The organism is Eubacterium ramulus, assembly GCF_003122485.1.
GTDB lineage: Bacteria > Bacillota > Clostridia > Lachnospirales > Lachnospiraceae > Eubacterium_I > Eubacterium_I ramulus_A.
Window position 1 is genome coordinate 1 of record NZ_JRFU01000109.1, and the last position, 15822, is coordinate 15822.

The following is a 15822-nucleotide window of genomic DNA, read 5'->3' on the forward strand; positions in this document are numbered from 1 at the left end:
CTGGTCAGCGAAAGCTGACATATTCTTCTCAGAATCACTGCACATCCCCGCGGAGCGTTTATCTCATTCTTTATGTATAGTTAAAGAAAAACCCGGCATCCCATAAAGACACCGGGTATGAGTCTTCTTATTTTCTACGGTAGCATCAGTTTACATGCTTTCATCATCATCTGGATACAGATAAAAATCAAAACCTTCTGCATTTCCGTTGAGCATGCAGCTTCCATACAGCTGCTCCACATCTTTCGGAACTGCAATCAGAATATCCACATAATTGGAATCACCGGATTCAGTCTCCGGATAGCTGATTTCAAACACTTTATCTACCTTATAGTAAGTCTCCTGTTCTCTATCCTCATCTTCTGACCATACAGACACATCTTCCTCCGAAACATTTGACAAATTATATGTATCTGAAAGATTATTTTTGATAACCAGAGAAACGATATAGTATACATATCCCTCCGGTGCTGTAAGCTGTTCCAGCTCTGCACGTTCTGTCGTGGATACGTTGACATAATAATCATCCCAGTTTATGTCAGACATATTCGGTCCAACATAATCTGACCAGGCATATTCTACATAAATGCGATTCTGGTATTCTGGTTCAATCTGTTCTTCTTCCTGTGCCCAGTTATCATAATCGGTGTCCCATCCGTCCGTAATCTGATCACGAATTTCATTACGAACGATAGAAAAGATCGATGAACCAGCGGCAATCACAATTGCAACAACAATAATAATAACGATCGCAGCTACTGGTGTCTTCCTTTTTTTCTTTTCTCCCGTCCATTTGCTGTTATTTTCGTTCTGATAGCTATATGAGGATTTTTGATTCGATGTACGATTAGTATTTCGCCCAGCATCTTCCGTACCTGCACGATACCAGTCATGTTGACGCGGATCTTTGTATGTATCATAACGTTCATGCAAATCCTGTTCCATGTCTTCCCGACTGTCCGGCCGGTTATACCGGGCACATTTCGGGCAGATCCCACTGTATTTTTCATAATCATACATTTTACCACATTTGCTACATTTTATCAGCATACGTTTCTCCCCCCAATCCTTTTTCTCACATCGTCCTGTTCCTTATATTACCACTGAATATCCTCATGCTCTGCTTTCTTATCACGCAGCATCAGTTCCATCACGGCATCTTTTGCCGGCTGATCCTCAAAAAGCACTGAATTTACCTGTTCAATGATCGGCATGTCAATGTCATATTTTTTTGCCAGCGCAATGGCTGCTTTTGCAGAATAAACGCCCTCTACAACCATTTTTACCTCATCCATGGCTTCCTGCATGGTATAGCCACGTCCGATCAGCATACCTGCTTTACGGTTACGGCTGTGACGGCTGGCACAGGTTACGATCAGATCGCCGATGCCGGACAGACCGTTTAATGTCTCTGAATTTGCCCCCATAGCCACACCCAGACGGCTGATTTCCTTGATGCCACGGGTGATCAGAGCTGCTTTTGTGTTATCGCCATATCCAAGTCCGTCTGCCATACCGGCTGCCAGTGCAATGACATTTTTCAGGGATGCCCCAAGCTCGATACCAAGCATATCCGGGCTTGTGTATACACGAAACACCTCATTCATAAAGAAGGTCTGTACCTGCTCTGCTGTTTTCTTTGTATGTGCACCTGCCACAACGGTTGTCGGCAGTCCACGTCCAACTTCTTCTGCATGGCTTGGACCTGACATAACTGCCACATCCGCCTGCGGGATCTCCTGTTCCACAATCTCAGACTGGATCATCAGCGTGCTTTCCTCGATACCTTTGGATACGATAACGATCAGCTGTCCCTCTGCGATAAACTCTGCCAGATTATGTGCTGTACTTCTCGTAAATGGTGACGGTACTGCAAGTACGACCATTTCTTTTCCTGCTGCAGCTGTTTTCAGATCTGTTGTAAAAGAAATCGTTTCCGGAATTTTCACCCCCGGAAGTTTATCTTTGTGTTCATGCTCCTTTGTCAGCATCTCCACTTCATCTTCCAGAATAGACCATACCGTTACGTTATGTCCATTATGTGCCAGAACGACTGCCAGTGCTGTTCCCCAGCTTCCGGCACCGATTACACCTATTTCTGCCATTTTTCTGCCTCCATATCTATACTCTCACATTATTATGTAAGGATTAATTTTCCTTTTTTGCCGGGCGAAATTTGTTCTCCGTTCCGGTTGCCAGACGTTTGATATTTGCACGGTGTTGCCAGAATGCCAGTGCCGTCAAAATCCCCGCAAGCACATAAGTCTCCGGCAAAAACTGTGTTGCTATCTTTAATAATCCCAACTGTCCAAACACGATAGTCTGTACAAAAAATCCACTCAGGATTCCCAGGGAACCCAAAGACATAAATCCCGTCGGAACTACGGATGTAAAAAACAGAATCGCACAGATTGGAACCATTCTCCAATCAAAAGCAAATACGATTCCAACACTGCTTGCAATTCCTTTTCCACCTTTAAATTTCATATAAAACGGGAAGTTATGTCCCAGAACTGCGCCAAAACCCGCATACAATTCCAGTAACTTCACCGCATCCGGGTAACGGGTTCTCGCCACGCCCCAGATGATCGCCATCGCAGCCACTGCTTTTAAACAGTCACCAAAAAACACAACAACGCCGGCCTTCCATCCAAGGACACGCAGGGAATTCGTCATACCAGAATTTCCGCTTCCCTTGGAACGGATATCCACATTATGTGCTTTTCCGTATAACACGCCAGTTGGAAACAGTCCAAACAGGTAGCCCAGAAGAATACTTACGATTCGAAATACTACCATTTACCTGTCTTCCTTTCTCTCACGGATAATAAACTTCAATGCCGTGCCCTTAAATCCAAAGGTGTCACGGATTCTGTTTTCCAGATATCGCGTATAAGAAAAATGCATCAACTCCTTATCGTTTACAAAAATAACAAATGTAGGTGGTTTTACCGCAACCTGAGTAATATAGTAAAGTCTCAGACGTTTACCTTTATCTGAAGGTGGCTGCTGCATTGCTACTGCTTCGGTCATGATCTCATTTAAGACACCGGTAGCTACACGCATTGCATTATTCTCCAGAACCATGTCGATCATTTCATACATCTTGCTCAGACGCTGACCTGTTTTTGCAGAAATAAACATAATCTCCGCATAGGACATAAAACTTAAGATCTCACGGATCTTATTTGTATGTTTGTAAATGGTCTTATCATCTTTCTCAATAGCATCCCATTTATTTACAGCGATGATAATACCTTTTCCACGCTCATGAGCGATTCCGGCGATTTTTGCATCCTGCTCAGTAACACCTTCTGTAGCATCAATCACAAGGATGACAACGTCAGCACGCTCTACTGCCGTCACCGCACGGATAATACTGTAACGCTCGATCTCTTCTTTGATCTTGTTTTTACGGCGCAGACCTGCAGTATCGATAAAAATATACTCTTTTCCGTTATATTTTACCACTGTATCAATGGCATCACGGGTAGTTCCTGCAATGTCAGATACGATCACACGGGATTCGCCTGCCAGTTTGTTTACCAGAGAAGATTTTCCAACGTTTGGTTTTCCGATAATGGCAACTTTCGGTCTGGTATCCTCTTCCTCTTCTTTGGATGTATCTGGGAAATGTTTTACCACTTCCTCCAGCATATCGCCCAATCCAAGACGGGATGCTGCGGAAATCGGCATCGGATCACCAATTCCAAGATTATAAAATTCATATACATCCGCCATATATTTCTGGAAGCTGTCTACTTTATTAACAACCAGAATAACCGGCTTGTGGGAACGGCGCAGCATATCTGCAACTTTTGCATCCGCATCCACCAAGCCCTGATGTACATCTGTCATAAATATAATAACGTCCGCAGTGGCAATGGCGATTTCTGCCTGCTCACGCATCTGTGCCAGAATGACATCTTTACTGTCCGGCTCAATACCGCCGGTATCCACCATAGTAAAAGAATGATTTAACCATTCTACATCTGCATAAATACGGTCTCTTGTGACACCCGGTGTATCCTTAACAATGGAAATACGTTCTCCTGCCAGAGCATTGAACAACGTAGATTTTCCTACATTCGGACGTCCTACAACCGCAACAACCGGTTTACTCATATTTTTATCCCTCATCTCTTTATTTCAGAATCCGCTCACACTTCTTATCTTACACAGGTCTTCATTTTATCCTGCTTTTAAATCAATGTGAGCCATTTATCAAGTTACTTTTTCCGCTTTGCGAAATATTAAACATTACCAAGCATGCCATCATACAGACACTGCCCGTCTGATTTTACAATATGAATCGGCACTTGTAAAGCATTTTCCAATTCTGTCAGCGTCACATCATCCAGAAATACTTCCTCTCCCATGCGCAATACGTTGCTGGAAAGCAGAAGCATATCTCCCAGTTCCTGCCCGGTCAGCTGGGCTTTCAGATCCGTTCCGGTCAGTAATCCGGAAACGGTGATCATCTCTCCAAAAAAGTCATTTCGGATCTGGTATACGATCACCTTGATGTCCGGATGCTGTTTCATAAATTTAGCTGCCAGTCTGCGCATCAGTCCTGCTGCGGACTTTCCGGTAGCAATAGAAACTACACGACGATAAGTCTTATTCTCCGTTTCCGGCTCATCCAGACTTTTATTTTCAACAGTTTCAGAACGATCTATTTCTCTCAGATCCACTTCTGACTCATTCAGATTTTCATTTTGGGTTTTAATGGATTCAAAACCATCTATTGCTTCCGAATCCATGTCCTGATCAAATCCATCTGTACCATCTTCCAGTTCATCCGCCAGGCACTGATCAAATTCGCTTTCCAACAATGGGATCATGCCGACACCGTTTTCCAACTGAATATATCCGTCATAGTTTTCTTCCGGTGGAAAGGGTTCTTCTGCCAGCAGATACCACTCATCTGAAGCCTGCACAAAATGCGTACCGTGCTTTTCATAACAGATTTTCTGCCATTTATGAATAATCTCCAACACTTCTTTTGCATCTTCTTTTTCAAAAGGCTTCAGCGGATACAAACCATCTCTGAATTTCGTCAACCCTACCGGAACAACTGACAAACTCTGCATATATGGAAGATAATCTGACAGTTCCTTAATGCTTCGTTCCAGTTCTGCACCGTCGTTTACACCCTTACAAAGTACGATCTGACCATTCATCTCAATCTCACCCTCATAAAAGCGACGGATTTTATCCAACGCTTCTCCGGCAAAGCGGTTATGCAGCATCTCACAGCGTAATTCCGGATTCATCGTATGCACAGATACATTGATTGGTGCCAGCTTATAACGAATGATTCGATCTGCGTCTTCATCCTTCATATTCGTCAGAGTTACATAGTTTCCCTGCAGGAAAGACAGTCGCGAATCATCATCTTTAAAATACAGCGTCTCCCTCATGTTCGGTGGCATCTGATCAATAAAACAAAAAATACATTTATTGTAACAGGATTTATAATCATCCATCAGACCGTTTTCAAAAACAATCCCCGGATCCTCGTAATAATCTTTCTCTATCTCCAGTTCCCATTCTTCTCCGTTTGGTTTACGGATCAGCAAAGTCAACAGTACATCGTTAATCAGAAAATGATAATCAAAAACATCCTGAATCGGCTTTCCATTTACTTCCAGCAGAACATCGCCTGCTTCGATTCCCATCTCTTCCGCGATACTTCCCGGTTCGATGCCGTCGATTTTGTGTTCTTTTAATTTCATCTATTTCATCCTTTCGTTCTGTACCATTGTACCCAATTTGTGAAATAACATCAACCTTTTTTATTTTTCTATATTGTATCAGCTTATGATTTTGCTATCTTTTTATTTTTCCTTCTTTTTATAAATGTTCCACAGGAATAAGAACATAAAAGAAGTGTGCCACCGAAGTGACACACCTCTTAATTATAATTCGTAATATTTACAAATTCAAAATATCTTACTCTTCTGTACCGTAAAGTTTTACAAGTTTGTTCAGGTAAGCGTATCTTGCTTTTGCATTTTCCTCAGATTTCTCGAAGAGACGATCTGCTTTCTCCGGATCCTGTCTTACAAGAGCATTGTAACGAACCTCACCGTTCAGGAATGCTTTGTAATCTCCGCTTGGAGCTTTGCTGTCAAGAGTGAATGCATTCTTGCCTTCAGCAGCCAGAGCCGGATTGTAACGGAAGTTGTTCCAGTAACCTACTGCTACTGCGTTCTTCTCCTCTGTCTGAGCTTTGCTCATACCAATCTTGATACCATGGTTGATACATGGAGCATAAGCGATAATCAGAGATGGTCCCGGATATGCCTCAGCCTCAGCGATTGCCTTTACGCACTGATTCATATCAGCACCCATAGCGATCTGTGCTACGTATACATAACCATAGCTCATTGCGATGGAAGCAAGGTCTTTCTTCTTAACATCTTTACCACCAGCTGCGAACTGAGCGATCGCACCGATGTTTGTAGATTTAGAAGACTGTCCACCTGTATTGGAATATACCTCAGTATCGAATACCATTACGTTGATATCTTTACCACTAGCAAGGATATGGTCTACGCCACCGAATCCGATATCGTAAGCCCATCCGTCACCACCGAATACCCACTGGGATTTCTTTCCAAGGAAGTCTTTCTGAGCAAGGATTTCCTGAGCTTTGTCACATCCGCATGCCTCTAAAGCTTTGATGAGCTTGTCTGTAGCAGGTCCGTTTGTAACGCCGCATCCGTAAGTATCTAACCATTCCTGACCGGCAGCTTTTACATCTTCGTTTGTACCGTTAGCAACAACATCTTCTACTTTCTCTTTTAATGCACCTCTTAATGCATTGTTAGCAAGAAGCATACCATAACCAAACTCTGCAGCATCCTCGAACAGGGAGTTTGACCAAGCCGGTCCTTTTCCTTCCGGAGTTACTGTATATGGTGTGGACGGTGAAGAGTTACCCCAGATAGAGGAGCATCCTGTTGCGTTTGCAATATACATTCTGTCACCGAATAACTGAGTGATCAGTTTTGCGTATGGTGTCTCACCACATCCAGCACAAGCGCCTGAGAACTCAAGCAGCGGCTGTTTGAACTGAGATCCTTTTACGGAGTTCTCTTTGAATTTAGCAATAACTTCTGCTTTGTCCGGAACAGATACACCGTAATCGAAGTAAGCCTGCTCTGACTCATTAGCCTCGAAGTTCTGCATTGTGATTGCCTGAATCTTATCCGGGCAAACATTTACACAGGAACCACATCCGGTACAATCGTATGCAGAAATTGTGATAGCGAATTTGTATCCTGGCATTCCTGTCATATCTTTGTACTGCATTCCTTCCGGAGCAGCAGCTGCCTCAGCCTCTGTCATAGCAACCGGACGGATTGCTGCGTGCGGGCAGACATAAGAACACTGGTTACACTGGATACATTTATTTACATCCCATACCGGAACATCTACTGCTACACCACGTTTCTCATAAGCGGATGTACCAGACGGTGTGGAACCATCTACATAATCTTTGAATGCAGATACCGGTAATGTGTTACCCATCTGAGCATTGATTTTCTTCTGAATGTTGTTTACGAAATCAACTGCATCCTGACGTGCGCCTGTTGCCGGAGCACCTGTAAGGCTCTCTTCTCCAGCTGTTTTCCAGCTTTCCGGAACTTCGATCTTAACAACGTTCTTAGCACCAGCATCAATTGCATCGTAGTTCATCTGTACGATCTTGTCACCTTTTTTACCATAAGTAGCTTTTGCAGCTGCTTTCATCAATTCATTTGCTTTGTCAGCCGGAATGATGTTGGAAAGTGCGAAGAATGCAGACTGAAGAACTGTATTGATACGTCCGCCAAGTCCGATTTCTTTACCGATCTTGATACCATCAATTGTGTAGAACTTGATGTCGTTCTCAGCAATGTAACGTTTTACCTGACCCGGAAGATGCTCTTCCAGACCTGCCATATCCCATGAGCAGTTCAGAAGGAATGTTCCACCCGGAACCAGATCCTGAACCATGTTGTATTTATGGATATATGCAGGACAGTGACATGCTACAAAGTTTGCTTTGTTGATCAGATATGTGGAACGGATCGGATCTTTACCAAAACGTAAGTGGGAAATTGTTACACCACCTGATTTTTTGGAGTCATAATCAAAGTAAGCCTGAGCATACATATCAGTATTGTCACCGATGATCTTGATGGAGTTTTTGTTAGCACCTACAGTACCATCTGCGCCAAGTCCCCAGAACTTGCAGTTGATTGTTGTAGCCGGAGTTGTAACCGGATGCTCTGTAACTTCCAGAGAAAGGTGTGTAACATCATCCTCGATACCGATTGTGAATTTCTCTTTTTCTGTATTGTTGTAAACAGCGATGATCTGTCCAGGTGTTGTATCTTTGGAACCAAGTCCGTAACGTCCTGTGAAGATCGGTGTCTGGTCGAATTTTGTATTCTTTAATGCTGCAACTACATCAAGGTAAAGCGGCTCGCCCATAGCACCCGGCTCTTTTGTTCTGTCAAGAACGATGATCTGTTTTACAGAATCCGGGATAGCGTTGATCAGAGCTTCTGCGGAGAACGGTCTGTACAGACGAACTTTTACAAGACCTACTTTCTCGCCTTTTGCCATCAGATAATCGATTGTCTCATCGATTGTCTCACAGACAGAACCCATAGCGATGATAACTTTCTCAGCATCCTCTGCACCATAGTAGTTGAATAATTTATAGTTTGTACCAAGTTTCTCATTAACTTTGTCCATATATTCCTGAACAATTGCAGGCATATCATCATAAGTCTGGTTACATGCCTCTCTTGCCTGGAAGAAGATATCCGGATTCTGTGCGGAACCCATCTGACATGGATGATTTGGATTTAATGCGCTCTGACGATAAGCGTTGATTGCATCAAGATCTACCATATCTTTCAGATCTTCATAATCCCATGTCTCGATTTTCTGGATCTCATGAGATGTACGGAAACCATCGAAGAAGTTAATGAATGGAAGTCTTCCTTTGATTGCTGAGCAATGAGCAACCGGTGTCAGATCCATTACTTCCTGAACGCTGGATTCGCAAAGCATTGCACAACCAGTCTGACGACAGGCATAAACATCGGAGTGATCACCGAAGATACATAATGCATGACTTGCAAGTGTACGTGCGGATACGTTGAATACGCCCGGTAATCTCTCACCAGCGATTTTATAAAGGTTTGGAATCATCAGAAGAAGACCCTGAGATGCTGTATAAGTTGTTGTCAGAGCACCAGCTGCCAGAGAGCCGTGTACAGTACCAGCTGCACCTGCCTCGGACTGCATCTCTGTTACTTTTACAGTCTGACCGAAGATATTTTTTCTTCCCTGTGTTGCCCACTCATCTGTTGCTTCTGCCATTACAGATGACGGAGTGATCGGATAGATAGCTGCAACATCTGTGTATGCATATGATGCATGAGCTGCTGCATGGTTACCATCCATGGTTTTCATAGAACGTTTCATTTCCATTCCTCCTAAATTCTTTTGATTTAGTTTTGTTAATTGATTAACAATGCTTTACCCTTATCTTACAATAATCTCACAAAAAAGCAACGCTATTATACCACAAAATTGTACATATTCCAATACAATTTTGTTTTTTTTTGCATTCAGTTTTGTGACAACGTTACAAGTCTTCCGTAACCACCCCGGAAAACATCCAACGTGATAACCATATTGTAACCTACTTTTCTGTCGAAAACAAGAACCACGTGCGTACAATATTGCATACAATCTTATCAATCAACTTATTCATGTCTACCTTGAATCCCTTTCACGTAAAAATTCTCCTTCCCTGCATGTTTTCCTTGCTTTTATATGTAATCTTGTGTACAATACCAGAGGTAAATTATTAGAAACAAAAACACATATATAATAAAGAAGTCAAGGAGAACAATTTATGATCAGTGCAAATAATGTAACTTTACGAATTGGCAAAAAAGCGTTGTTCGAAGATGTAAATATCAAATTTACAGAAGGCAACTGCTACGGTCTGATTGGTGCCAACGGTGCCGGAAAATCAACCTTTTTGAAGATTTTAAGCGGACAGCTTGAGCCGACAAACGGTGATATCTCCATCACAGCCGGTCAGCGACTTTCTTTCCTGCAGCAGGATCACTTCAAATACGATGCATATACCGTACTTGATACTGTTATTATGGGAAACAAACGTCTGTATGAGATCATGAAAGAAAAAGATGCCATCTACATGAAAGAAGATTTTACCGATGAAGACGGTATCCGCGCCAGCGAACTTGAGGCAGAATTTGCTGATATGGACGGATGGAATGCAGAATCTGACGCTGCTACCATGTTAAACGGTCTTGGAATTGACACCGAATTCCACTATGCTACTATGGGAGATTTGCCGGGTCCTATGAAGGTAAAAGTCCTGCTTGCACAGGCATTATTCGGAAATCCGGATATCCTGCTGCTGGATGAGCCGACCAACAACCTGGATCTTGACGCGATCGCATGGTTGGAAGAATTCCTCATTAATTTTGAAAATACCGTCATTGTAGTATCCCATGACCGTTATTTTTTAAACAAAGTTTGTACTCATATCGCAGATATTGACTACGCAAAAATCCAGCTTTACGCCGGAAACTATGATTTCTGGTATGAATCCAGCCAGTTAATGGTAAAACAGATGAAAGAAGCAAACAAAAAGAAAGAAGAGAAAATCAAAGAATTACAGGAGTTTATCTCCCGTTTCTCCGCAAACGCTTCCAAATCCAAACAGGCTACTTCCAGAAAGAAAGCTCTGGAGAAAATTCAGCTGGATGAGATCAAACCTTCCAGCCGTAAATATCCGTACATTGACTTCCGTCCGTCCCGTGAGATCGGTAACGAAGTACTTCTGGTAGAAGGCTTAAGTAAAACAATTGACGGTGTAAAAGTTCTGGATAACGTATCCTTTATTGTAAACCGCGAAGATAAAATCGCTTTCGTTGGAAGCAACGAACTTGCAAAAACTACTTTATTTAAAATCATCACCGGTGAAATGGAGCCGGATGAAGGAACTTTCAAATGGGGTGTTACAACAAGCCAGTCTTACTTCCCGAAGGATAACACCAAAATCTTTGATACTGATCTGATCATCGTAGACTGGTTAACACAGTTCTCCGAAATCAAAGATGCTACTTACGTTCGTGGATTCCTTGGACGTATGCTCTTCCCGGGTGAAGATGGTGTCAAAAAAATGCGTGTACTTTCCGGTGGTGAAAAAGTTCGTGTACTCTTCTCCCGTATGATGATCGAAGCATCCAATGTACTGATCCTGGATGAGCCGACTGACCATTTGGATATGGAGTCTATCACTGCACTGAATAATGGTCTGATTAAATTCCCGGGTGTACTGCTTTTTGCTTCTCGTGATCATCAGATTGTACAGACAACAGCGAACCGTATTATTGAGTTTATGCCGAATGGTTCTATCATTGATAAAATCACTACTTATGATGAATATCTGGAAAGTGATGAGATGGCTAGAAAACGTTCTGTGTATACAATGGCTTCTTCTGATGAAGACGATAACTAGAATTCTTGTTTAGGGTGGCTTAAAATTTACTATCTAAGTTTTAATAGGAACTCCAGCAATTTTGTTTTGGTCGCTAACAATCGCTCCCCAAGAAAAAATTGCTGGAGTTCTTAATTTACTCTGTGAAATTAGTAAATTTTTACGCCCCCTGCACTTCGTACCACATGCAAATTTTAAAAATAAGGGACTCTGGATATTTTTTCTCGACCAGCGATTGTTAGCGGGCGAGACAAAATATCCAGAGTCCCTTTTCATAACCTGACACCAAACCACACCATTACCCGAACGCCCTCTTTATGACGTAACGATATTGCGCAGCCATACTCCTTTTTTCACAAGTATGAATCCGATCATACATTTAATAAAATCTGCCGCCTGCACAATGGCATAGATTCCAAGTACCGGCAACGCAGTAAACCGGCTGAGCACAAATGCCAGCGACACGCTTACCACCCATATAAATACACTGTCAAAGAAGAACGTTATAATCGTTCTTCCACCGGATCGCAACGTAAAATAAGCCGCATGTAAAAATGCATTCTGTGGCATAAACACTGCCGTCAGCATAATAAAATATTTTGCCAGTTCTTTTGCTTCCGCATTGGTATTGTACAGATTTGGAAATGCCGGTGCCAGTGCAAGCATCGCCAGCGCCACGATTGTACAACAAAATACCGAAAACGCGATCATCTTATTATCTGTATCCCGCGCTTCTTTCATCTTACCAGCGCCAAGCAGCTGTCCGACTACGATAGCCACCGAATCTCCCAACGCAATAAATACAATATTAAATACGTTATTAACGGTATTTGAGATATTCAGTCCGGCTACGACATTTAATCCACGCACGGAATAACACTGGGTCAGCATCGCCATGCCAGCCGCCCACAGCGTTTCATTTAAAAGCAGTGGTGTTCCCTGAATCAAAATACGTTTGACCATAGTTCCCGGAATCCGCATCGTGCGATACAAGCCACTTGCAAATACATGTTTTGCCTGATGTCTGTGTGTCCACCCGATTACGATCAGCGCCTCCACATAACGGGAAATCACAGTTGCAAGTGCTGCCCCTCTTACACCCAGCTTCGGGAAAAATAACATTCCGTAAATCAACATGAAGTTAAAAAACAGATTCACCAGTACCGCCACAACGCCCGCCTTCATCGGAAGTAATGTTTCTCCACATTCACGCAGCGTGCTTGCATACACCTGCACCATCATAAATGCCGGCAATCCCCACACAATGATTTCCAGATATTGTTTTCCATAACGCAGCGTATCTGCAATCTGTGCTGCGGTGCCATCCCCTTTCAAGTACATATGAATCAATGTATCGCCTTTTGTCAGCAACAAAATAATCGTCGCTGTCGTTATGATAATTACCATCCACAATTTGTAGCGCATGGTATTGCGGACGCCCTCCTGATCTCCTTTTCCAAAATACTGTGCCGTAAATATTCCGGCGCCGGAAACACCACCGAAAATGCACAAATTGTATACAAAAATCAACTGATTTACAATTGCAGCCCCGGACATTGGCTCTGTGCCGATCCGCCCGATCATAATGTTATCCAGCAAGCTCACAAAGTTCGTGATTCCATTCTGGATCATAATCGGAATTGCAATTGACAGCACCATCAGATAAAATGCTTTGTTCCCGACAAATTTTCTCCAAAAATGTTTCTTTTCTGTCATCTCCATTTACCTAATCCCCTTTTTCGTAATCTCCGTTTTCAAATAGTAACCTGATGTAAACAACAGCCACCGATGTAAACCCGATGACTATCTATCATTTGTATAACTCATTTTCTTCCATGCATGCCTATAGTAGAATACAATCTGCTATTGCACTATTTTTTTATTTCCGACGTAATTTTATCTGAAGTGTATGGAAAATCCATTTTCAGATCACGGAAATAGTATTCCCGGTCTCTCTCACCAATCTCTCTGGCTACGCGACATGGATTTCCAACTGCAATCACATTTGCCGGAATATCTTTTGTCACCACACTGCCTGCACCAATAACAGCATTATCACCAATGGTAACACCCGGAAGAACGACTGCATTGCTGCCAATCCAAACATTTCTGCCAATATGAATCGGCAGTGAATAATGTGCCGCCATTTCACGGTACTCCGGATCTGCCGGATGTCCTGTGGTACAAAGTGTTACATTCGGACCGATCATTGTCCTATCCCCAATATAAATATCACCATCATCCACTACGCTCAGATTGAAATTTGCATAAAATGCGCCTTCCAGATAGAGATGGCAGCCATAAGACATATGAACACCATCCTCAATAAATACGCCATCTCCGCACTTTCCAAGCAGTCCTTTTAACAACTCCAGTCGTTTTTCCCGCTCATTCGGACGGGTATGGTTGTAATCAAACATTACCTCTTTGCAGTGTCCGCGCAATGCGTCCAGCTCCTGTTCCTGCGCAATATCTATCGGATCTTTGTGTCCATGCTCATAAAAAAGCATCCCATTTGCAATTCTCTCTTTTAAATGCATCTTTCTAATTCCTTTCTCCTCTAAAAATCAAATAAACAACCTTGTTTTTCTATAAAAAAACAAACCATGTTTACCTTCGTTTTTCACTACACATTATCTACATTTTCGTAACAACTATTAATACTATTTTTGTCACGCTAAGCATTCAGGCACAAAAATGCCCCCAGATTTCCACGTTTTCCATGACTCGCGCGATGTGAAAATAGCAGCTCCGGATTACAACAGGTACATACATCCGTTACTGCCAGATGTTCCGGTTTCACGCCTGCTTCCAACAGCACGATCTCATTTGCTTCCCAAAGGTCTAACTGATATTTTCCATTGCCTTTGTTGAGCAGGATTTCTGATTCATGACCGGAAAATGCCTCCTCAAACTGAACCGCCACATCCTCACTGACCTCATAACAATCCTGACAGATAGAAGGTCCAATGGCACAATATACGTCTGCTGCCTTGGTGCCATATTCTCTACGCATTGCTTCCAATGTGCATTTTCCCATTCGTGCAACGGTTCCTCTCCATCCGGAATGACTCAGACCAATTGCATGATGAACAGGATCTACAAAATATAACGGCACACAATCTGCATAAAAAGTTGCCAGCGTAATTTCCGGCACATTTGTAATTAATCCATCAATATCCGTATAGTCTTTCGGACGAATAATTCCTGTTCCTGCATCTGCTTGTGTCACCACGCGGACGTTTGTTGTATGCGTCTGATCGGAGCAGACAATTTTCTCATAGGGAACGCCCATCGCCTCCGCAATCCGGCGATAATTTTCTTCTACCGATTCTTTCACGTCCCCGCGGGTAAAACTAAGGTTCAACTTTGAAAACATTCCCTCACTCACACCACCATAACGTGTCGTGAAACAATGGCGTACGATTCCCGTCTCATCCAGCAACGGATAATGAAATAACGGCAGTTCTCCACCATTTTTCAGTTGATGAACGATCAGCTCTGGCGTCTGCATGCCACCTGTTTTTCTCTTTATAAATAAATCTTTCTTTTCCACAAATGAATCCTTTCCTTCACATGCTCCCAGATTCCTCAATCTGATATCATCTGAGAATCCATTTCAATAAATGTGAAGTCTGATATATTTTTTCAATTTCGTCAAAAATATTCTATACCACTCGATTGATCCGCACACCCAATCAGCGAAACGAACCGCAATAATCAAAGGCATTCTCCATCAGATAAATGCTGTCCTGAGATACTTCTGCCACATCAAACCGACAGGGATGCTCCATTGAATATCCATATCGTTTCAGATAAAAAACTGCCGCATTGGAAATCCGCTGCCGTTTGCGCCAGTCCACAGCCTCACGCGGCGCGCCATATTGTTCATTACTGCGATATTTTACTTCCACAAAAATCAGATATCCATCCTTTTTCGCGATCAGATCGATTTCACCGAATTTACAGCGAAAGTTCTTCTCCACAATGTAAAATCCACGCTGTTGCATCCAGTCTGCCACTCGCTGTTCCTGTGTCGTACCAAGTTCATGTGTATTCATGTCTGCCTCTTTTCACTCTCTCCAGCTTCAGGCAATTACAATCAACCAGAAAATTTCTGATTCTTTATAAATGCAAATAACAAACAATTGTACTCTTATTGACATATATCTGCTATTGATCCCCACTTATAAAAGAAGAAATCCTCTCATATGAGATAAATTTTTGATTCAAGTCGAACGCACGTGAGACTTGGTGCGTGATTCTGGTCAGCG

Annotated in this window: 11 protein-coding genes; 1 reads left to right on the top strand and 10 read right to left on the bottom strand. The window is 42.6% G+C overall.

What is annotated here, in order from left to right; all coding sequences use genetic code 11:
• Window positions 1-150: 150 nt before the first annotated feature.
• The 6 genes from LG34_RS09735 to nifJ all read right to left on the bottom strand — a co-directional run bounded on the left by LG34_RS09735 (window position 151) and on the right by nifJ (window position 9492).
• Window positions 151-1050 (bottom strand): hypothetical protein, encoded by a 900-nt coding sequence (locus LG34_RS09735; RefSeq protein ID WP_109215905.1) that lies wholly within the window; start codon window positions 1048-1050, stop codon window positions 151-153.
• Window positions 1051-1097: 47 nt separating this feature from the next.
• Window positions 1098-2105, bottom strand: coding sequence for an NAD(P)H-dependent glycerol-3-phosphate dehydrogenase (locus tag LG34_RS09740; RefSeq protein WP_109215906.1), 1008 nt, complete (start codon window positions 2103-2105; stop codon window positions 1098-1100).
• Window positions 2106-2148: 43 nt separating this feature from the next.
• On the bottom strand, window positions 2149-2799 hold the full coding sequence (gene plsY, locus LG34_RS09745; protein ID WP_109215907.1) for a glycerol-3-phosphate 1-O-acyltransferase PlsY: 651 nt from the start codon (window positions 2797-2799) through the stop codon (window positions 2149-2151).
• Entirely contained in the window at window positions 2800-4125 is a 1326-nt protein-coding gene (gene der, locus LG34_RS09750) for a ribosome biogenesis GTPase Der (protein WP_109215908.1), read from the bottom strand.
• Window positions 4126-4253: 128 nt separating this feature from the next.
• On the bottom strand, window positions 4254-5738 hold the full coding sequence (locus tag LG34_RS09755) for a DUF512 domain-containing protein (protein ID WP_109215909.1): 1485 nt from the start codon (window positions 5736-5738) through the stop codon (window positions 4254-4256).
• A gap of 217 nt (window positions 5739-5955) precedes the next feature.
• Complete coding sequence (gene nifJ, locus LG34_RS09760) at window positions 5956-9492, bottom strand: pyruvate:ferredoxin (flavodoxin) oxidoreductase (protein ID WP_109215910.1); 3537 nt, start codon at window positions 9490-9492, stop codon at window positions 5956-5958.
• 436 nt (window positions 9493-9928) lie between these two features.
• Here nifJ and LG34_RS09765 point away from each other — a divergent pair, with 436 nt between their 5' ends.
• Window positions 9929-11569, top strand: coding sequence for an ABC-F family ATP-binding cassette domain-containing protein (locus LG34_RS09765; RefSeq protein ID WP_109215911.1), 1641 nt, complete (start codon window positions 9929-9931; stop codon window positions 11567-11569).
• Window positions 11570-11863: 294 nt separating this feature from the next.
• Here the strand turns inward: LG34_RS09765 and LG34_RS09770 are convergent, their stop codons facing one another.
• From LG34_RS09770 to LG34_RS09785, 4 genes are all read right to left on the bottom strand, one after another.
• Window positions 11864-13270: an MATE family efflux transporter gene (locus LG34_RS09770; protein WP_242979857.1), complete on the bottom strand. Its 1407-nt coding sequence runs from the start codon at window positions 13268-13270 to the stop codon at window positions 11864-11866.
• Window positions 13271-13419: 149 nt separating this feature from the next.
• The gene (locus LG34_RS09775; protein ID WP_109215912.1) at window positions 13420-14088 is read right to left on the bottom strand and encodes a DapH/DapD/GlmU-related protein; all 669 of its coding nucleotides are present in this window, start codon (window positions 14086-14088) and stop codon (window positions 13420-13422) included.
• Window positions 14089-14225: 137 nt separating this feature from the next.
• Window positions 14226-15104, bottom strand: coding sequence for a peptidoglycan editing factor PgeF (gene pgeF, locus LG34_RS09780; RefSeq protein WP_347486816.1), 879 nt, complete (start codon window positions 15102-15104; stop codon window positions 14226-14228).
• Between the two features lie 142 nt (window positions 15105-15246).
• A complete protein-coding gene (locus tag LG34_RS09785; RefSeq protein ID WP_109215913.1) occupies window positions 15247-15609 on the bottom strand; it encodes a YraN family protein in 363 nt (120 codons plus the stop codon).
• Between the last annotated feature and the right edge of the window lie 213 nt (window positions 15610-15822).